The following is a 17,525-nucleotide window of genomic DNA, read 5'->3' as shown; positions in this document are numbered from 1 at the left end:
CTTGCTCATCACGGCATGGTTATCGTCCCTATCGGGTACGGTACGAAAGAGCTGTTTGATATTTCACAGGTTCGTGGCGGGACGCCTTACGGTGCCACCACGCTTGCTGGCGGTGACGGCTCGCGTCAGCCCAGTGAAGATGAACTGAATATTGCCCGCTATCAGGGTGAATATGTCGCCGGACTGGCGGTAAAACTGAACGGATAACCTCAACTCACAGGAGAAACAGTATGGCTACGCAACAATCTAAAGAACATCGAGTGGGAGAATGGGCCAGTATTCGTTCCACCTCGCCTGAAATTGCCGAAGCCATTTTTGAAGTGGCGAACTATGATGAAAAGCTCGCTGAGGGCATCTGGGAACAGCAGGGCAACGATGAAGTCCTGATGCGCGCGTTTGAAAAAACCGATCTGGACGTGCTGACCTGGGATAATGTCCCGGTCGAACGCAAAAACGTGTAGTCCCCTTATGCAGCGGAACAGCAGTGTATTCTGCTGTTTCGCTGCGTTGCACAGCACAAACTGACACTCTTCCGCCTTGTTAAATCACTAAATCCTCTACTACGCTTATTCTCACCATTTAGCCTGACGGCCTTGAGAAGGAGCCACCATGTCCTATAAAACCATCAATCCTGCCAATAATGAACTGATTAAGTCCTGGCCGGACCATGACGATCGGCAGGTGGAAGCCGCGCTTAAAACGGCTGATGACCTTTACCATTCTGCCTGGTCTAAAGGGCCGATTCAGCCACGCCTTCAGGTGCTGGCGAAGCTGGCAGACCTGATTGACAGCCGCGTGGATGAACTGGCGAAAACGGCCAGCATTGAGATGGGCAAACTGATAGAGCAGAGCCGCGGCGAAGTAAAACTTTGCGCGAAAATCGCTCGCTACTACGCGGAAAACGCCGAGCGTTTCCTTGCTCCAACCTCTTATCCTACCGATCTGGGCGAAGCCTGGGTGGAAAATCATCCTATTGGCGTATTGGTAGCCGTAGAACCCTGGAACTTCCCTTATTATCAGCTGATGCGTGTACTGGCCCCTAACCTGGCTGCTGGTAACCCGGTGCTGGCTAAACACGCCGCTAACGTTCCGCACTGCGCCACGCTGTTTGAAGAGCTGGTAACAGAAGCCGGTGCGCCAAAAGGTGCCTGGACTAACCTTTTTGTCAGCAACGATCAAATCGCCTCGCTGATCGCCGACGATCGTGTTCAGGGTGCTGCCCTGACGGGTTCCGAGCGTGCGGGCAGCGCCGTCGCGCAGCAGGCCGGTAAATACCTCAAAAAAACCACTCTTGAGCTGGGCGGCAACGACGTTTTTGTCGTGCTGGACGACTGCGATCTTGATAAAGCCGTTAAGGCTGGCGTCGGCGCACGTTTAAGCAATTGTGGGCAGGTGTGTACCGCTGCAAAACGCTTTATCGTGCAGGAAAAAGTGGCCGATGCCTTTATCGAAAAATTTACTCAGGCTTTCCGCGAAGTGAAGATCGGCGATCCACTTGATGAAGGGACGACCCTCGGCCCACTCTCTTCTGCCAGCGCGCGCGATACCCTGGTGAAGCAGGTGGATAATGCAGTAGCTAAAGGGGCGAAGCTGCACCTTGGCGGCAAGGCTGTGGACGGCGAAGGCTGTTTCTTCGAGCCGACTATCCTCTCCGGCATCACCCGTGATAATCCGGCCTTTTTCGAAGAGTTTTTCGGCCCGGTTGCGCAGATTTATATCGTAAAAGATGATGAGGAAGTGGTGAAGCTGGCCAATGATTCGCATTACGGTCTTGGCGGGTCGGTCTTTACCAGCAATATTGAACGCGGTAAAACGCTGGCCTCGCAAATTGAAACCGGAATGGTTTATATCAATTCCGCCAGCGATACTGCGCCAGAACTGCCGTTTGGTGGCGTCAAACGTTCAGGCTATGGCCGCGAACTGTCTGATTTAGGCATTAAAGAATTTGTAAACCAGAAGCTGGTCGTTGTCAGCAAAGGCTGATCGTCAGACGTAAAAAAGGCCGACGATGTCGGCCTGCTTTGACAAAACCTGGTAAGACCGGCAATCAGCCGGTCTTTTTTTTGCCCGCGATCAAGAAGATTTATTCTCCGCCTGTGGGGCCGGCACCGCTTTATCGTCAGCAGGCTTGCTGGCGGTACCGCTCGCTTTGCTGTCTGCAGGTGCGGCATCGGCTGGCGCTTTATCCGCCCCGGCTTTATTCGCTGCCGCTTTGTCATCAGCTGCCTGACTGGCTGCCGCTTTATCGGCGCCAGCTTTCTCAGCGTCCTGCTTTGCTGCCGCTTTATCTGCTGCAGCCTTATCTGCCGCCGCTTTATCAGCGGTAGCTTTCGCTTTTGCCGCTTTATCCACCGCTGCTTTATCTGCTGCAGCCTTATCCGCAGCCGCTTTTTCGCTGGAGGCTTTCTCCTGCACCGCTTTTTCTTTCTCTGCTTTTTCTTTCTCTGCTTTTTCTTTCACTGCTTTTTCTTCAGCGGCTTTATCCGCCTCGGCTTTGTCGGCTGCCGCTTTATCCGCAGACACTTTTGCCTGAGCCGCTTTTTCTGCCGCTAATTTATCGGCCGCCGCTTTTTCAGCAGCGGCTTTATCGCTGGCGGCCGTTGCCTGGGCTGCCGCCATCGGCGTACCGGCAATGGCCTTATTCAGTACCTGAGTGAACTGATCCCATGGGCAAAAACCATTGGCATCGGTCTTACAGCCGTTCATCTCAAGCGTCACGCGTTTTGGCGGCGTATCCAGGGAAAGCGGCGTTGCCTCGCGCAGCTGATCGCTGCTTTGGTAAACATACTCCACCTTCACCAGTTCCTGATTGTTTTTCTTATCGTGCCAGCGCTGGAACTGGATCATGCCGCCGATTGGCGTGCGTTCATACTGAGCGGGCAGCGTGTAGGCCTTGAAATCCAGCGCGCTCAGCAGCGAGGCGATATTGGAATCATGGCCCACCATCAGCGTAACTTTCGGCGCGCTGGCTTTATCTTCATCCACCAGCAGGCTGCGAATATAGTCCACCAGCGGCGCCGCTACGTCGCGCGCCACTTCCGGAGAGGTAAACAGCGTATCCTGATAGCCGTTTTTGATCGCCGCCAGTTCCTTCCACTGTTCCGGCGTTTTAATCTGCCCCCAGGCGATCTGATCGGCCGGCAGGCCTTCATAATATTGCAGGGTAAAAGCATCGACCAGAGAGTTGCCTACCTTCAGCGGCCCGCTTACCGTGGGCTCTTTACCGTTTTCCGCAAAGAATTTGTTTTCATTATTACTGCTCAGATCGCACTGCTTTTTACCGTCACAGGCCGGGGAATTTTTATAATCAATGATTTTTTCCAACCGTTGAAAAGCAGGCTTCAACGTCAGTTTTTCCGCCGTGCTGTTCATCGCGGTCAGCGCATGTTGGTTAAAGGCTTCGCTACTGTCGGTAATAACCGGGTTAAAGACGGGATCCATGGTGCCCATTTCATCCTGATGGGAAACCGGGACGTCGCAACCAGGGAAAGCGCCGGTAACAAAATATTGCGCCGTGGCAACGGTACGCTGCAGGCTGTTGGCATAAGCATAGATCTCATCGCTGCCCGGGCACCCATCGTCTTTGATCACCCCTTGCTGAGCCAGCCACTGGCGGGTATAGCGTCCCATATACACTTCCAGCACGCCGCCTTTGGTCGTTAGCTGACCGCCCGGTACATCCCACTGCGGCCATTTTTTCTTCGTTGACTGTGCCAGCACGCTGCCGTTGTCGGCCAGCGGTGCCCGAAGATTATGGCGGCTCATCATTAACACCTGTTCAAGCTGATAATTGTCATCGGCGGCGAAAGCAGAAAGGCTGGTCAAAGCAGAGCAGACCGCCAGCGCGCAAAGACTATACTTTTTAATCATGTGTTTTTTCCATTGATTCAAGGGTAAATCACCCGGCCAGTAACGTGCGGCGTCCGGCAAAAGGCAGGCGTCGGAAAAGACTCGCCACCACACGGCAAAAAGGGGGCCGGGTCCGGGCATTATGCGTAGAATATAGCAGACTAACGCCTTTACCGTTACGGCGCATCAGGAGATTGAAAAGAAACGGGATGTTTTTCGTAAGCGGGATAATCGACCCGCTGAATGGACGCAGTAATCGCAGAAAGCAAAACGGGCCGGCAATTGCCGACCCGTTAAATTTGATGGCGGAGGAGGAGAGATTCGAACTCTCGAACGGTTTCCCGTCGCCGGTTTTCAAGACCGGTGCCTTCAGCCACTCGGCCACCCCTCCGCAATGAGCCGAACTATAAACATCCTCCGCGCCGATGTAAAGCAAGGTTTGATTCAACTGCCGCAAAAACAGCCAGCTCCGGTTTATTTGTTGCTAATAGCACCACCTTGCTCACAGAACCACCGCCCTGGCGAGTAAAGAAGGGTAAAACGGCTTTCCCCCTTCAGAGGCGATCCTTATTCTCACTGACATCTGATGACCTCAAGAGGCATTTCTATGGATCGCATCATTACGGGTACCGGGCAAAGCTCGTTGCTTGCCACGCACAAAGTTTTGCGTAATACCTATTTTCTGCTGGGGCTGACGCTGGCTTTTTCCGCCGTCACCGCCACACTTAGCACCGTCTTCGCCCTGCCCGCGCCGGGCTTAATTATCATGCTGGCCGGCTTTTATGGCCTGATGTTTCTGACTTATCGCCTGGCCGATAGCCCAACCGGCATTCTGGCCGCGTTCGCCTTTACCGGTTTTCTCGGCTACTGCCTGGGGCCGATGTTAAATACGCTGCTGTCTGCTGGCATGGGCGATGTCATTGGTCTGGCGCTCGGCGGCACTGCGCTGGTGTTTTTCTGCTGCTCAGCCTACGTGCTGACCACACGCAAGGATATGTCATTCCTCGGCGGCATGATGATGGCGGGCTTTGTGGTATTGCTGGTTGCCGTACTGGCTAACCTCTTTTTGCAGATCCCTGCCCTGCACCTGGCCATTAGCGTCATGTTCGTTCTGTTTTCTTCGGGTGCTATCCTGTGGGAAACCAGCAACATTATCCACGGCGGCGAAACCAACTATATTCGCGCGACGGTCAGCCTTTATGTCTCCATCTACAATATTTTTGTCAGCCTGCTGAGCATCCTGGGCATGTCCCGCAGTAACTGATGCGTTGGACGACACAAAAAGCCCCGCCATGCGGGGCTTTTTTTTGCTCATCCGTAACGGGCGATTTTTGGTAAACTACGCGCTGATTAAGACTACAGAGGCAAAACGGTGTTTTTTGACGGTAAAGAAATTTCGCGTGATGCGCAGGGATATTTGACCCAGACCACAGACTGGAGCGAGGCACTGGCACCGCTGCTGGCAGAAGAAGAAGGCATTGAGCTGAGCGAAGCCCACTGGGAAGTCGTGCGCTTTGTGCGGGACTTCTACCTGGAATTCAACACCTCCCCTGCCGTAAGAATGCTGGTAAAAGCCATGGCAAAAAAATATGGTGAGGAAAAAGGCAACAGTCGCTACCTGTTCCGCCTTTTTCCTAAAGGACCGGCAAAACAGGCAACGAAAATTGCCGGCCTGCCTAAACCCGCCAAATGCCTGTAGCAGAGGCTTTCAGCCCGTGGTGAAGTCCGAGAGGTGATCCTGGGAGGCACAGGGTTCTGTCAATACCTTGTCGACCCTGGCCGAACGCGGCCCGCCCGCCTTTAGCCAGGCAATCAACGCGTTGACCTCCTCTTCCTCACCACAGGCCAGTACTTCCACGCTGCCGTCGTCAAGATTGCGGGCATAGCCTTTTAACCCGCGCGCACGGGCCTCGTGCTGGGTAGTGTAGCGAAATCCCACGCCCTGCACGCTGCCGTGTACCCACGATCTTTTACAGATTTCCGTCATATTTCCTCCTGAAGAGACAGTTTGCTTTTTGCGGTCTGGCACCGGACAATGGCGCCTGTTTTTCTGACTGTAAGCATAGCAAATATGACCGCTCGTTTGATTCTCGCTAAGGGACGTGAAAAGTCCTTACTTCGTCGCCATCCCTGGGTTTTCTCCGGCGCTGTAGCCCGTTTGGAAGGCAAAGCCCAGCCGGGCGAAACCATTGACGTCTGTGACAGCCAGGGTAAATGGCTGGGCAGCGCTGCCTGGTCGCCCGCTTCACAAATCCGTGCCCGTGTCTGGAGCTGGGAACAGGATGAAGCGATCGATATCGCTTTCTTTACCCGACGACTGCAGGCGGCACAACAGCTGCGCGACTGGCTGGCAGAGCGCGACGACCTCGACAGCTATCGTCTGATTGCCGGTGAGTCTGACGGCCTGCCTGGTATCACTATCGATCGCTTTGGCAATTTCCTGGTACTGCAACTGCTTTCCGCCGGTGCCGAATACCAGCGCGCGGCTCTGATTACCGCGCTGCAACACTGCTATCCACACTGCGCTATCTACGATCGCTCTGACGTTTCAGTCCGTAAAAAAGAAGGACTGGAGCTGGCACAGGGCGTGGTGCTGGGCGAGACGCCGCCTGAGCTGCTACCGATTACCGAGCACGGTATGAAACTGCTGGTGGATATCCAGACCGGCCATAAAACCGGTTACTATCTCGATCAGCGCGACAGCAGGCTGGCTACACGCCGCTATGCAAAAGATCGTCGCGTGCTGAACTGCTTCTCTTATACCGGCGGCTTTGCCGTTTCGGCTCTGATGGGCGGCTGTCAGCAGGTTATCAGCGTGGATACGTCGCAGGCGGCTCTGGATGTGGCTCGCCAGAACGTGGAACTGAACGGACTCGATCTTGCTAAAGCTGAATTCCTGCGCGACGACGTATTCAAACTGCTGCGTCGCTACCGTGAAAGCGGAGAAAAATTCGATCTGATCGTAATGGATCCGCCGAAATTTGTTGAGAACAAGAACCAGCTGGCCGGCGCCTGCCGTGGCTATAAAGATATCAACATGCTGGCGATGCAGCTGCTTAATCCTGGCGGTATGCTGATGACTTACTCCTGTTCCGGCCTGATGCCAACGGAGCTGTTTCAGAAAATTATTGCTGACGCCGCACTCGATGCGCAGCGTGATGTACAATTTATTGAGCAGTTCAGGCAGGCAGCCGATCACCCGGTGATCGCTACCTATCCCGAAGGTCTTTATCTGAAAGGATTTGCCTGCCGCGTGCTGTGACTTGAAAAAGCTGACTCTGCCCCCATAAAGAATGACAGGGTTATGTTTCTCGGGAGGTCACGATGATTGCCAGCAAATTTGGACTTGGCCAGCAGGTACGACATAAGCTGCTGGGTTTTTTAGGGGTGGTGGTTGATGTGGATCCGGAATATTCGCTAGAGGATCCTAAAATGGATGATATCGCCGACAGCTCGCTGCGTAATGCCCCCTGGTATCACGTAGTGATGGAAGATGATGACGGCGAAACGGTTCATACCTATCTGGCGGAAGCGCAGCTGGGCTGGGAAATACCGGGCGAGCATCCCGAACATCCTTCGATGGATGAGCTCGCCGCGTCCATTCGCGAACAGCTTCAGGCTCCACGCCTCAGAAACTGAAAAAGACCCCGCTTGCGGGGTTTTTTATTACCTGCTCAATCCCAGGCGCGGAATTTCTATCATCGGACAACGATCCATCACCACGTTCAGGCCAGCGTCCGCAGCCAGTACTGCCGCCTGCTCATTGATGACGCCCAGCTGCAGCCACAGTGATTTCGCCCCGATCGCGATCGCCTCCTGCGCTACGCCCCAGGCCGCTTCCGAATTTCGGAACACATCGACCATATCTACAGGTTCGGGAATGTCTTCCAGTTTTGCATAGACCTGTTGCCCAAGCAGCGTTTGTCCAGCCAGTTTAGGGCTGACCGGCGTGACCTGATAGCCTTGCCCAAGCAGATAAGCCATCACGTAATGACTGGCCCTGCCCGGCTTCTCGCTGGCGCCTACCAGGGCTATATGGCGGGTTGTTGTCAAAACTTCAGCAATAGCGTTGTCGTCCATAGTGGCTCCGGTGAATATCTCGGTTTACAAGACGGGTGTATTTTGCGCTTATAATTTTAGCCGCAAAAGATTTAGCATGAATAGATATGTAAAAATGTTAATATGCTGTCATACTGAAAGACTTTGATACAATCGCTCTTTTTTTACATTTCGGGCATCTGGAGAAATAATGAAGCTGGGTCTGCTCCTGACAGGATTGATGGCAATGTGGGTGGCGGATGCGGCCCAGGCAACCACCTTAAAACTCGCGCCCGATGTCGATTTGCTGGTGCTCGACGGCCATAAAATTTCCGGTTCGTTGTTAAAAGGCGCCGATGGGCTTGAACTGGAACAAGGCCAGCATCAACTGCTGTTCCGCGTGGAAAAGAATTTGGAAACAAGTCCTGCTTCGTCCTGGCAATCGCCGCCGCTTATCGTGACTTTTACTACCAGCGCTAAATCCATTGCCATCGCGTTGCCCCCTATTCACACCTCTGTACAGGCGCGTGCGTTTGCCCGTCGGCCTGATTTTCAGCTGCATGACGAACACGGCAATGTCGTTCAGAGTCAGCGAGACAGGTTAACCGGTACCGCTGGCGAAAATTATGAACGCGAAATGGCCGTCTATAATATGCAGGGACATTCCGCTTCGGTACCTCGCTTTGCACAACCCCATCCTGTCGGCAGTTCGTCCGGTAACAGGCTCACTTTTGCCAGCAGTAACTATCCGGCTGGCCGGGTATTACAGCTCTGGTATCAGCAGGTTGATGCTGCTACCCGCCAGCGTTTTGTCCTGCTGATGAAAGCCTGGCGCACCGGATAAGTTACCCTACTGGCATCACGGCATGGGAAGCCGTATAGTTTGCTTTTCAACGAAACAGGATATCGCCATGGAGCAAACTACCCGTACCCTTGGGGAAAAAAAGCATATTGCGCTGGTTGCGCACGACCACTGTAAAGCCTCGATGATGGCGTGGGTCGACAGCCATAAAGCACTGTTGCAGCACCATACGCTCTACGCAACCGGCACCACCGGCAATCTCATCCAACGCGCTACTGACCTGCCGGTGACGGCAATGCTGAGTGGCCCGATGGGCGGCGATCAGCAGGTTGGCGCGCTGATTTCGGAAGGCAAAATCGATGTGCTGATTTTTTTCTGGGACCCGCTGAATGCGGTTCCTCACGATCCCGACGTCAAGGCGCTGCTCCGTCTGGCCACGGTCTGGAATATTCCTGTGGCCACCAACCGTACCACCGCAGACTTTATTATCCATTCGCCGCTGTTTTCGCAGCCGCTTGATATTTCTATTCCCGATTACCAACGCTATTTGCAGGCGCGCCTGCAGTAGGCGCACCGGGCGGGCCGCGCTAAGGCTTACGTAACAGCGGCACGCCCATTCGCGTAAACTCTGCCACAAAACCTGACGGTGCATCTTTGTCAAACAGCAGCCAAACCTGTTTTTTTGCCCGCGTGATGGCGACATAGGCCAGGCGTCGCTCTTCAGCGTCGGGGAACGTTTCCGGCTGCGGCAACAGCACCTGCTCAATCACTGACTCTCTGGCGACGGCAGGAAACCCATCCTCGCCGCTTTTTAATCCCAGCAGCAGGACGTAATCCGCTTCCTGCCCCTTACTGGCATGTATCGTTGAGAAGGAAATATCCAGCCCTGGCCAGCGCGTTTTCGCCTTAGCCAGTAGCGCAGGTTGCTGATAATGGTAGCGTGCCAGAAGCAGTATTTTTTCTTCCGGTGTGGCATAGCCACTGAGCTTATCCAGCAACGCTTCCAACTGTGATTCAGGCAGCAACGAGAGGGATTTTTTGTTCCCTTTGCTCAGGCTGGTCAGCGGCTTTTTCAGCTGGCACGGATTACGCTGGATAAAGTCACTGGCGATTTCACCAATACGAGTGTTGAACCGCCAGGTTGTGTCCAGTACGCAGCGGTCGCCTTCGCCAAAATAGTGATGGAAAGCGGTAGTCAGCGCCATTTCTGCGCCGCAAAAGCGATAAATAGCCTGCCAGTCATCGCCTACGGCAAACAGCGAAGTCTGGCTATTTTGCCTGCGCAACGCCGCCAGTAGCGCGGCTCGCTGCGGCGAAATATCCTGGAATTCATCGACCAGAATATGTTTCCACGGGCTGATAAAGCGGCCTTTTTCCAGCACGGCGATGGCCTGATGAATCAGGCCGGAAAAATCTAACGCACCTTCTTCTTTCAGCACGCTTTTCCAGGCTTTAAGCAGCGGCGCCATCAGTTTGATGCGCTTGCTGAACAGGTCACGAACCTCCTCCGGTGCGGATTCGATCATCGCGGCCTGTGCACCCCCGTGCATCCGCATCAGTGCCAGCCAGCGATCCAGACGCTCGCCGACTTTTTTAGCCAGCTTTTCATCCTGCCAGTAAGCGCCTTCGTCGAGTTCCCAACCCAAATCTTCCCGGAGCCACTGCCGCCAGCCGCTGGCCTGTGCTTTTTTCTCACTGCACTGCTGCTGCCAGGTGTCGATCAGTAGCCTTAGCCTCAGCTCGCTGTCGGTTTCCAGCCTGCTAATGACGGGGGACTTGCTGCTGCCCTGCTGGATAATGTGCAACGCCAACGAATGAAAAGTGCGGGCTTCAATGTCACTGGTGTTAAGCCGTGTTTTGAGCCGGTGGTTCATCTCTTCTGCTGCCCGACGTCCAAACGACAACAGCAGAATTTGCTCAGCGACAGCCGCTTTACGGACCAGCAGCCAGCCGGCACGCGCCACCAGCACCGAGGTTTTACCGCTCCCCGCTCCTGCCAGCACCAGTACCGCTTCCTCGCCGTTGACGACTGCACCTGCCTGAGAAGCCGTCAGCGGTGAATTTTCGACGCCTGCGAAAAAATCGGCATACTGCAACAGCATTTTTTCCGTCCAGCGCCGGTTGCGCTGCTGACGCTGCTCTTCGCTGTTTTCCAGCCAGCGTTGACAGAAAAGCCAGGCCTCGCGGCAGGACTCAAACTCTTCAAGCCGGGTGATAGGTAACGGCTGCGAAGAGAAAGCCTCCCGGATCGCTTCGCCCCAGTTCGCCACTTCCTGACGCTTCAGCCAGCGATCCTGCTGTTCAAACTGGCTTAGCCTGGCAACCTGCTGCTGTAACACCTCTGCGGCCACCAGGCTCATCTGCTGACTCCACGTCTGCCATGCCTGGTTGAGGTAGTGATAAAAACGCTGCGTTTCCTGCCATTCTGTCCCGTGCAGACGAACCACTTTATTATCGGGCAGTGAAAACTCCAGCTCCCCCCAAACCAGCCCGCGCTTGCAGCGGATCGCCAGCAGCTGGTTAAAAGGAATAAGGTATTCATGCTTCTGACCACTGACTTCGACGCCGGCAGAGAGCAGACGCACCCGATTATAGGGATGCTGCGCCAGATGCTTACCCAGCGATGTTGCTTTCAGTTCCATTTATACTCTCGGGCTGCGTTAGTCTCCCCGACAGTTTACCCGCCAGGGATGTACCGCTCCAGCGTTAAAACACGGTATAATCAACGCATTGAATTTTCTTTTTTTCACACAGTACAAGGGCACTCTCTGATGCGTACCGTTTTAAATATTTTAAATTTCTTTCTTGGTGGGTTTGTCACAACTTTTGGCTGGCTTATCGCGACGCTGCTCAGCATCATTTTCATTATTACACTGCCGTTAACCCGCTCCTGCTGGGAAATTACCAAACTTTCACTGCTGCCTTTTGGCAACGAAGCGGTGCATGTGGATGAGCTTCATCCCGGCAAAAAAAATGCTCTGCTGAATTCGGGCGGCACCCTACTGAATCTCGTTTGGCTTATTTTTTGCGGCTGGTGGCTTTGCCTTACCCACATTCTGGTCGGGATTGCGCAGTGTATTACACTTATCGGCATCCCAACGGGCATTGCTCACTTTAAAATCGCCGCTATTGCGCTCTGGCCTGTCGGACGTCGCGTAGTCAGCGTGGAAGTCGCCAAAGCGGCCCGTGAAGCTAACGCTCGTAGCCGGTATAATTAACTATGCTCTCATCGCTGTCGCCACGCCTGCGCCGATATGCCTATAACAGTGCTCTGCTCTATAACCTGCGCATCTTTTTTGCGTTGGCTGGCACGGCGGCTGTGCCTTTATGGCTGGGTGAGATAACCTGGACTATCCCCCTGACGCTGGGTGTCGTGGCGGCAGCGCTGGCCGATCTTGACGATCGTCTCAGCGGCAGGCTGCGCAATTTATTGATCACCCTGGTTTGTTTCTGCGTGGCTTCCGTTTCGGTAGAGCTACTTTCTCCTTTCCCCTGGTTATTTACCGTCGGACTGACGCTGTCTACCTGGGGATTTATTTTGCTTGGCGCGCTGGGTCAGCGTTATGCGACCATTGCCTTCGGGGCGTTGCTGATTGCCGTCTATACGTTACTGGGATTAGGTCTCTTTCCGCAGTGGTATATGCAGCCGTGGCTACTGCTGACAGGCGCTATCTGGTATAACCTGCTGACCCTGATCGGCCATCTGCTTTTTCCTGTACGACCCCTGCAAGAGAATATTGCGCGCTGTTTTGAAGGACTGGCACGCTATCTGGAGGCGAAAGCGAGCCTTTTCGATCCTGATATCGAAGGCAATGACGATGCCTCTCTGATCGAAGCGGCAATGACCAATAGTCAGCTGGTCGCTACACTCAATCAAACCAAAATTTCCATTCAGTCCCGGCTGCGTGGCGATCGTGGACAACGTAGTACCCGCCGCACGCTGCACTACTATTTTGTGGCTCAGGATATTCATGAACGCGCCAGCTCTTCGCATGCGCAGTATCACGCCTTGCGTAAAGAGTATCGTTATAGCGATATTCTGTTCCGCTTTCAGCGGCTTTTAACCCTACAGGCTCGAGCCTGCCAACAGCTGTCTGACGCTATTTTGCTGCGCGAGCCGTGGCAGCACGATCCGCGCTTTGAACGCGCTTTTGCCCATCTTCAGGCCGCGCTGGACCGCTTAAGCACGGCGCATCCCGCCAGCAGTGACATTAAAGCCATGCACTATTTGCTGCATAACCTTAAAGCGATTGATGCACAGCTGGCGACCATCGAATCCGAGCAGGTTTTGCAGGACAACAGTGACGGGCGCCTTTCCAGTGAAGGCCTGACCGGTTGGGCAGATATTCGCTTACGGATTAGCCGTCATCTTTCCCCGCAGTCGCCGCTGTTTCGTCATGCCGTCCGCATGTCGCTGCTGCTCTGTACCGGCTACGCTTTTATTCAGATCACCGGACTCGAACATGGCTACTGGATCCTGCTGACCAGTCTTTTTGTCTGCCAACCTAATTACAACGCCACTAAAAGGCGACTGGCTCTACGTATTATCGGCACGCTGGCTGGTATAGCGATTGGTCTGCCCTTGCTTTGGCTGGTTCCTTCAGTTGAAGGGCAACAGTTACTCATCGTGCTCAGCGGCGTACTGTTTTTTGCCTTCCGGCAGTCACAGTATGCTTACGCTACTCTTTTTATCACCCTGCTGGTGCTTTGTTGCTTTAACCTGCTTGGCGAGGGATTTGAGATTGCGCTGCCGCGTATCATCGATACGCTATTAGGCTGCGGTTTAGCCTGGATTGCCGTGGCCTTCATTTGGCCTGACTGGCGCTTCCGCCAGCTGTCGGCCGTCGTGGAACGGGCGCTCAATGCCAACTGCCGCTATCTGGATGCCATACTGGTGCAGTATCACCAGGGCAAAGACAACCGGCTTGATTACCGCATTGCCCGCCGTGATGCGCATAATTGCGACGCCGAACTGGCCTCGGTGGTGTCTAATATGTCGGCCGAAAAAAATGCCGGCGCCAGACTACGTGAAGACGCTTTCCGAATACTGTGCCTGAACCACTCTTTTCTCAGCTATATTTCCGCGCTGGGCGCGCACCGCGAAAAAATGACCAGCCCGGTCATGCTGCAGTTAATGGATGATGCCGTCTGCTATGTTGACGATGTGTTGCATATCAATATTGTTGATGAAGACAAAGCGGCCAGGCTGCTGGGGAATCTTTCTGCCAGGCTGACGGCGGCCGAAGCGGCACCGGAGACAAAGGAGCCGCTGGTTCTGCAGCAGGTTGGCCTGCTGGTGGCACTGCTACCGGAAATCGTCCGATTGAAAAAAAAGGGGCTGGCCTAGGCTTTATGCTGCCTCGCCCACAGCTCCACTGTTTCTTTGTGCCACTGCCGGAGTTCGGTTTTGACGCTCGCCGGCAGCGCTTCGTGGTGACGGCCCATAATCGCCCCCTCCAGCGCGAAAAGCACGTTGATGCCTAAGTTATTGTTGCTGGCATACAGCTTGAGCCAGCAACGTCTCGCGCCTTGTTCTTTGAGCATAGCGAGAGTGCTGACGCCAATCTGGCGTAGCAGCGTCTCTATGCGGACAGTCAAATTGGGCAAATCTTTCAGGCGCGGATTTTGCTGCTTTGTGGTTCGCTGCTGGCGTGCACCCTGTAGGCAGAGCCGGGAGAGGGCCACCAGCTGCCCAGGCTCTTTCCACAGCGGATCGTCCACCCGATAATAGTCCAGCGCGACCGGCAGCCCCCTTTTAGTAAAATGCAAAGGCTGCATTTTTCGTTCCACGATATAGGGCTTTACTTGCTCACAGGCACGCAGATACAGCTCTCCTTCTGCTACCAGAGCAAAAACCACATCTTCTATTGAAAGGCTATAGCCGCCAAACTGGCTGCGGCACTCAATGTCGCCCAGTTCAGCAAGTTGATGCATGGCTTTTTCAATCTGACTTTTTGACTGCTTCATTCTTTTCTCCCTGTCTCCAGAACACCCTCGTCCTTGTGAGGAAGGAAAAATATGCAATCGTAGTAACAGGTTCAATTACTAATTGCCTTTGCAGGCAGTTTCATTGTGATTTTGCGAGACGTTATCAAAATTTAGGGTTGATCTTTGGCCATCTCCCTTATACTGTATATCCATACAGTGACCTGCGAGCAAAGCCGATATGCGTACTCATTCCATGAAATCTCACTCTGTTAACAGCCGTCTTCCTCAGACCCGCTCTTCTTCATCACACAGCGAAGCGACTGGCCTGATCAGCGAACTGATCTACAGCGAGAATCAGCCGGGCATAACGCAAATGCTGCTGCCTCTGCTTCAGCAGTTGGGTACGCAGTCTCGCTGGCAGCTGTGGCTGACCCCACAGCAGAAGCTAAGTCGAAGCTGGCTCACCCGCTCCGGTCTGCCGCTTGATAAAGTTATGCAGGTGCAGGGGCCCGCCATTAATACGCTGGAAGCCATGATTAAAGCGTTACAAACGGGTAATTACAGCGTGGTGCTGGGATGGTTACCTGATGAACTGGCTCCAGAAGATCGTCTTCGTCTGCATGACGCAGCGTTAAGCGGCCAGGCTTTAGGTCTGATTATGCGACCCGATCCGGTCGAAATTGTCGCCTCCAGACCCTTTAATGGGCTAAAAATTCAGTCGAGTTTGTATCATTAAGTAAAAATAAGAGTTTTCTCATCATAAAATTCTTCGCCGGGCAAGGTAACCGCCTGATTATGCTATGCCCCGGCGTGACAATGGTTTAGCACCGTTTTTTACAAAGATCTGTGCCCGCCGCCCCCAACGCAAATGTGTAAATTTGTGTACAAAAGGCCGTTTTTTTTCAGCCTGCCTTCACATCTTACTTGTAAGTTTGCTGGTACGTTGTAGACTTTACGTCGCCAGGGTGCTCAATAATCTCCCTTTTTTGGATGAGTCATAATCGAGCGTCATAACCCGGCGAAGGATTAAATCAAAGAGCTAATGAAAGCTCATTGCCTATTTGGATGATAACGAGGCGCAAAAATGAAAAAGACAGCTATCGCAATTGCAGTGGCACTGGCTGGCTTCGCTACCGTAGCGCAGGCCGCCCCTAAAGATGACACCTGGTACACCGGTGCGAAACTGGGCTGGTCTCAGTACCACGACACAGGTTACTACGGTAACGGTTATGCGAACAACGACGGCCCAACTCACGAAAGCCAGCTGGGTGCCGGTGCCTTCGGTGGTTACCAGGCTAATCAATACCTGGGCTTCGAGCTGGGTTATGACTGGTTAGGTCGTATGCCTAACAAAGGCGACAACGTAAACGGCGCATTCAAAGCACAGGGCGTTCAGCTGGCTGCGAAACTGAGCTACCCAATCTATGACGATCTGGACGTGTACACCCGTCTGGGCGGCATGGTATGGCGCGCTGACTCTACCCAGAACAACAACGGTACTCGCATCAGCGATCACGATACCGGTGTTTCTCCACTGGCAGCAGTTGGTGTTGAATACGCTGTAACCAAAAACTGGGCTACCCGTCTGGACTACCAGTGGGTTAACAACATTGGTGATGCGAACACCGTTGGCACCCGTCCAGATAACGCCATGCTGAGCGTAGGTGTTTCCTACCGTTTCGGCCAGGATGAAGCAGCGCCAGCACCGGCTCCGGCTCCAGCGCCAGCGCCAGTTGTTGAAACCAAGCGTTTCACCCTGAAATCAGACGTACTGTTTACCTTCAACAAGGCAACTCTGAAGCCAGAAGGTCAGCAGGCTCTGGATCAGCTGTACACCCAGCTGAGCTCTCTGGATCCTAAAGACGGCAACGTTGTGGTTCTGGGCTTCACCGACCGTATCGGTTCTGACCAGTACAACCAGAAACTGTCTGAGAAACGTGCACAGTCCGTTGTTGACTATCTCGTGTCTAAAGGCATCCCTTCTAACAAGATCTCTGCACGTGGCATGGGTGAATCTAACCCAGTTACCGGCAACACCTGTGACAGCGTGAAAGGCCGTCCGGCTCTGATCGAATGTCTGGGTCCAGACCGTCGTGTAGAAATCCAGGTTAAAGGCATCAAAGACGTGGTCACTCAGCCTCAGGGCTAAGTCTTCCTCTTTGATAAAAACCCCGCTCAGGCGGGGTTTTTTGTGGGCGCAATTCGCGCTACGGCTTATTTTTCCGTTAGCCGCTTTTGGTGAAGAGCGGGAAGCTAGTCCGGTGTCCCCAGGATGGCCTGCAGATCCTGCCTGAGCGAAGACATCTGGCTGGCGTACTTCTCTTTATGTTCTGCATCTTCTATCAACTGCACAATGGTTTCTGAAAGCGTGCTGTTACGCCGCTGTGCCAGTGCAGCCAGCCGCTGCCAAACCAGATATTCCAGGTCGATTGATTTTTTCCGCGTATGCTGGTGTTCTGCATTAAAATGACGCTTGCGTCGCGCGCGTATACTTTGCTTCATACGGTTTTCCAGCGCCGGATTGATATGACGGCCAATCCAGGTCATCACCTCGCCGGGGCTGTGTTCTATCGCCAGCAGTTCACCAACGGCCGCCTGGGCCGCGCTTCGCTCCAGATAACGCGTGATCGCTTCACCTTCCCGGTGTTTTTTCACCAGGTATGTCCATTTCCATCCGCTTTCAAGGTTTTCCAGTTGCTGGTATTTCATCGGGATCTCATGCTAAACCTGTAACCTATTTAGAATAACAGCTTTTTTAACATAGCCGCACGGAAAACCAGAGCGAACTCGCAAATGCTGCCCGTAAGCGGGCAAAGGCGAACACAGCGATGCTTAACAGGCTGAAATCTTGTATAATGCCGTATTACTCATTTTAAGAAAAAAACGATAACTTTGATCAACAACCAAC

The 17,525-nt window shown here is 53.6% G+C and carries 18 protein-coding genes, 1 tRNA gene and 1 pseudogene; 13 read left to right on the top strand and 7 right to left on the bottom strand.

What is annotated here, in order from left to right:
- The 3 genes and pseudogenes from RTK32_RS07590 to RTK32_RS07580 all read left to right on the top strand — a co-directional run.
- Positions 1–207 (top strand): annotated as a pseudogene (locus RTK32_RS07590) (NAD(P)H:quinone oxidoreductase); the annotation flags it as partial.
- Between the two features lie 23 nt (positions 208–230).
- Complete coding sequence (locus tag RTK32_RS07585; RefSeq protein WP_312042861.1) at positions 231–461, top strand: YccJ family protein; 231 nt, start codon at positions 231–233, stop codon at positions 459–461.
- Between the two features lie 148 nt (positions 462–609).
- Positions 610–1,983: an NAD-dependent succinate-semialdehyde dehydrogenase gene (locus RTK32_RS07580; RefSeq protein WP_312042860.1), complete on the top strand. Its 1,374-nt coding sequence runs from the start codon at positions 610–612 to the stop codon at positions 1,981–1,983.
- Between the two features lie 90 nt (positions 1,984–2,073).
- On the opposite strand, the gene agp is transcribed toward RTK32_RS07580, so the two are convergent.
- Positions 2,074–3,870 (bottom strand): bifunctional glucose-1-phosphatase/inositol phosphatase, encoded by a 1,797-nt coding sequence (gene agp / locus RTK32_RS07575; RefSeq protein WP_312042859.1) that lies wholly within the window; start codon positions 3,868–3,870, stop codon positions 2,074–2,076.
- 282 nt (positions 3,871–4,152) lie between these two features.
- A tRNA-Ser gene (locus RTK32_RS07570) sits at positions 4,153–4,240 on the bottom strand.
- Positions 4,241–4,456: 216 nt separating this feature from the next.
- Here RTK32_RS07570 and yccA point away from each other — a divergent pair.
- On the top strand, positions 4,457–5,113 hold the full coding sequence (gene yccA, locus RTK32_RS07565) for an FtsH protease modulator YccA (protein ID WP_312042858.1): 657 nt from the start codon (positions 4,457–4,459) through the stop codon (positions 5,111–5,113).
- Positions 5,114–5,221: 108 nt separating this feature from the next.
- Positions 5,222–5,548, top strand: a complete 327-nt coding sequence (gene tusE, locus RTK32_RS07560) for a sulfurtransferase TusE (protein WP_312042857.1) — start codon at positions 5,222–5,224, stop codon at positions 5,546–5,548.
- 9 nt (positions 5,549–5,557) lie between these two features.
- On the opposite strand, the gene yccX is transcribed toward tusE, so the two are convergent.
- Positions 5,558–5,836 carry an acylphosphatase gene (gene yccX, locus RTK32_RS07555; protein WP_312042856.1) on the bottom strand — a complete coding sequence of 93 codons (279 nt, stop codon included), beginning with the start codon at positions 5,834–5,836 and terminating at the stop codon, positions 5,558–5,560.
- An 84-nt stretch (positions 5,837–5,920) separates the two neighbouring features.
- Here yccX and rlmI point away from each other — a divergent pair, with 84 nt between their 5' ends.
- Positions 5,921–7,111 (top strand): 23S rRNA (cytosine(1962)-C(5))-methyltransferase RlmI, encoded by a 1,191-nt coding sequence (rlmI, locus tag RTK32_RS07550; protein ID WP_312042855.1) that lies wholly within the window; start codon positions 5,921–5,923, stop codon positions 7,109–7,111.
- Positions 7,112–7,173: 62 nt separating this feature from the next.
- Positions 7,174–7,488, top strand: a complete 315-nt coding sequence (hspQ, locus tag RTK32_RS07545; RefSeq protein ID WP_312042854.1) for a heat shock protein HspQ — start codon at positions 7,174–7,176, stop codon at positions 7,486–7,488.
- A gap of 27 nt (positions 7,489–7,515) precedes the next feature.
- Here hspQ and RTK32_RS07540 read toward each other — a convergent pair whose 3' ends face one another.
- The gene (locus RTK32_RS07540) at positions 7,516–7,929 is read right to left on the bottom strand and encodes a CoA-binding protein (protein ID WP_312042853.1); all 414 of its coding nucleotides are present in this window, start codon (positions 7,927–7,929) and stop codon (positions 7,516–7,518) included.
- 169 nt (positions 7,930–8,098) lie between these two features.
- On the opposite strand from RTK32_RS07540, the gene RTK32_RS07535 reads away from it, so the two are divergent.
- Positions 8,099–8,731 carry a DUF2057 family protein gene (locus tag RTK32_RS07535; RefSeq protein ID WP_312042852.1) on the top strand — a complete coding sequence of 211 codons (633 nt, stop codon included), beginning with the start codon at positions 8,099–8,101 and terminating at the stop codon, positions 8,729–8,731.
- A gap of 67 nt (positions 8,732–8,798) precedes the next feature.
- On the top strand, positions 8,799–9,257 hold the full coding sequence (locus tag RTK32_RS07530; RefSeq protein WP_312042851.1) for a methylglyoxal synthase: 459 nt from the start codon (positions 8,799–8,801) through the stop codon (positions 9,255–9,257).
- Positions 9,258–9,276: 19 nt separating this feature from the next.
- On the opposite strand, the gene helD is transcribed toward RTK32_RS07530, so the two are convergent.
- Positions 9,277–11,331, bottom strand: coding sequence for a DNA helicase IV (gene helD / locus RTK32_RS07525; protein ID WP_312042850.1), 2,055 nt, complete (start codon positions 11,329–11,331; stop codon positions 9,277–9,279).
- Positions 11,332–11,460: 129 nt separating this feature from the next.
- Here helD and RTK32_RS07520 point away from each other — a divergent pair, with 129 nt between their 5' ends.
- A complete protein-coding gene (locus RTK32_RS07520; protein WP_312042849.1) occupies positions 11,461–11,907 on the top strand; it encodes a YccF domain-containing protein in 447 nt (148 codons plus the stop codon).
- A 2-nt stretch (positions 11,908–11,909) separates the two neighbouring features.
- On the top strand, positions 11,910–14,036 hold the full coding sequence (gene yccS / locus RTK32_RS07515; protein ID WP_312042848.1) for a YccS family putative transporter: 2,127 nt from the start codon (positions 11,910–11,912) through the stop codon (positions 14,034–14,036).
- Here yccS and RTK32_RS07510 read toward each other — a convergent pair.
- Positions 14,033–14,656, bottom strand: a complete 624-nt coding sequence (locus RTK32_RS07510; RefSeq protein ID WP_312042847.1) for a TfoX/Sxy family DNA transformation protein — start codon at positions 14,654–14,656, stop codon at positions 14,033–14,035. The genes yccS and RTK32_RS07510 overlap by 4 nt on opposite strands.
- Positions 14,657–14,855: 199 nt before the next feature.
- On the opposite strand from RTK32_RS07510, the gene sulA reads away from it, so the two are divergent.
- Positions 14,856–15,353 (top strand): SOS-induced cell division inhibitor SulA, encoded by a 498-nt coding sequence (gene sulA, locus RTK32_RS07505; RefSeq protein WP_312042846.1) that lies wholly within the window; start codon positions 14,856–14,858, stop codon positions 15,351–15,353.
- 348 nt (positions 15,354–15,701) lie between these two features.
- Positions 15,702–16,766: a porin OmpA gene (ompA, locus tag RTK32_RS07500; protein WP_312042845.1), complete on the top strand. Its 1,065-nt coding sequence runs from the start codon at positions 15,702–15,704 to the stop codon at positions 16,764–16,766.
- Between the two features lie 104 nt (positions 16,767–16,870).
- Here the strand turns inward: ompA and matP are convergent, their stop codons facing one another.
- On the bottom strand, positions 16,871–17,326 hold the full coding sequence (matP, locus tag RTK32_RS07495) for a macrodomain Ter protein MatP (protein ID WP_312042844.1): 456 nt from the start codon (positions 17,324–17,326) through the stop codon (positions 16,871–16,873).
- Positions 17,327–17,525 lie beyond the last annotated feature (199 nt).

Origin of the sequence: Erwinia sp. (assembly GCF_031978025.1) — a bacterium.
Lineage (GTDB): Bacteria > Pseudomonadota > Gammaproteobacteria > Enterobacterales > Enterobacteriaceae > Erwinia.
The sequence above is the reverse complement of the archived record's forward strand: the minus strand, read 5'-3'. Positions and strand labels throughout refer to the sequence as shown.

Bases quoted from the DNA above. Each gene is read 5' to 3' on its own strand.
- RTK32_RS07520 (WP_312042849.1), top strand. From the start codon at position 11,461: ATGCGTACCGTTTTAAATATTTTAAATTTCTTTCTTGGTGGGTTTGTC.
- hspQ (WP_312042854.1), top strand. From the start codon at position 7,174: ATGATTGCCAGCAAATTTGGACTTGGCCAGCAGGTACGACATAAGCTG.
- helD (WP_312042850.1), bottom strand. From the start codon at position 11,331: ATGGAACTGAAAGCAACATCGCTGGGTAAGCATCTGGCGCAGCATCCC.
- RTK32_RS07540 (WP_312042853.1), bottom strand. From the start codon at position 7,929: ATGGACGACAACGCTATTGCTGAAGTTTTGACAACAACCCGCCATATA.
- sulA (WP_312042846.1), top strand. From the start codon at position 14,856: ATGCGTACTCATTCCATGAAATCTCACTCTGTTAACAGCCGTCTTCCT.
- yccS (WP_312042848.1), top strand. From the start codon at position 11,910: ATGCTCTCATCGCTGTCGCCACGCCTGCGCCGATATGCCTATAACAGT.
- yccA (WP_312042858.1), top strand. From the start codon at position 4,457: ATGGATCGCATCATTACGGGTACCGGGCAAAGCTCGTTGCTTGCCACG.
- RTK32_RS07510 (WP_312042847.1), bottom strand. From the start codon at position 14,656: ATGAAGCAGTCAAAAAGTCAGATTGAAAAAGCCATGCATCAACTTGCT.
- ompA (WP_312042845.1), top strand. From the start codon at position 15,702: ATGAAAAAGACAGCTATCGCAATTGCAGTGGCACTGGCTGGCTTCGCT.
- RTK32_RS07530 (WP_312042851.1), top strand. From the start codon at position 8,799: ATGGAGCAAACTACCCGTACCCTTGGGGAAAAAAAGCATATTGCGCTG.
- matP (WP_312042844.1), bottom strand. From the start codon at position 17,326: ATGAAATACCAGCAACTGGAAAACCTTGAAAGCGGATGGAAATGGACA.
- RTK32_RS07535 (WP_312042852.1), top strand. From the start codon at position 8,099: ATGAAGCTGGGTCTGCTCCTGACAGGATTGATGGCAATGTGGGTGGCG.
- RTK32_RS07585 (WP_312042861.1), top strand. From the start codon at position 231: ATGGCTACGCAACAATCTAAAGAACATCGAGTGGGAGAATGGGCCAGT.
- agp (WP_312042859.1), bottom strand. From the start codon at position 3,870: ATGATTAAAAAGTATAGTCTTTGCGCGCTGGCGGTCTGCTCTGCTTTG.
- yccX (WP_312042856.1), bottom strand. From the start codon at position 5,836: ATGACGGAAATCTGTAAAAGATCGTGGGTACACGGCAGCGTGCAGGGC.
- rlmI (WP_312042855.1), top strand. From the start codon at position 5,921: ATGACCGCTCGTTTGATTCTCGCTAAGGGACGTGAAAAGTCCTTACTT.
- RTK32_RS07580 (WP_312042860.1), top strand. From the start codon at position 610: ATGTCCTATAAAACCATCAATCCTGCCAATAATGAACTGATTAAGTCC.